Below are 624 nucleotides of genomic sequence, written 5' to 3' on the forward strand. Positions count from 1 at the left end.
ATTCTGATTGCTAGAATTTTGTTTAGGATTTTTGCATCTATGTTCATCAGTGATACTGGCCTGTAGTTTTCTTTTTTTGTGGCACCTTTGTCAGGTTTTGGTATTAGGGTGATGGTGGCCGCATAGAATGAGTTTGGAAGTTTACCTTCCTCTGCAATTTTTTGGAAGAGTTTGAGCAGGATAGGTGTTAGCTCTTCTCTAAATTTTTGGTAGAATTCAGCTGTGAAGCCGTCTGGACCAGGGCTTTTGTTTGCTGGCAGATTTTTGATTACAGTTTCAATTTCCGTGCTTGTGATGGGTCTGTTAAGATTTTCTATTTCTTCCTGGTCCAGTTTTGGAAAGTTGTACTTTTCTCAGAATTTGTCCATTTCTTCCACGTTGTCCATTTTATTGGCATATAATTGTTGATAGTAGTCTCTTATGATCCTTTGTATTTCTGTGTTGTCTGTTGTGATCTCTCCATTTTCATTTCTGATTTTATTGATTTGATTTTTCTCCCTTTGTTTCTTGATGAGTCTGGCTAATGGTTTGTCAATTTTATTTATCCTTTCAAAGAACCAGCTTTTGGCTTTGTTGATTTTTGCTATGGTCTCTTTTGTTTCTTTTGCATTTATTTCTGCCCTA

Annotated in this window: 1 protein-coding gene; it reads right to left on the reverse strand. The window is 36.2% G+C overall.

What is annotated here, in order from left to right:
- Positions 1–353 precede the first annotated feature (353 nt).
- Positions 354–624: hypothetical protein (locus IEW01_RS17875; protein WP_188530342.1), on the reverse strand; the 271-nt coding region annotated here is incomplete at its 5' end.

Origin of the sequence: Sinisalibacter lacisalsi (assembly GCF_014640115.1) — a bacterium.
Taxonomy (GTDB): Bacteria; Pseudomonadota; Alphaproteobacteria; order Rhodobacterales; family Rhodobacteraceae; genus Sinisalibacter; species Sinisalibacter lacisalsi.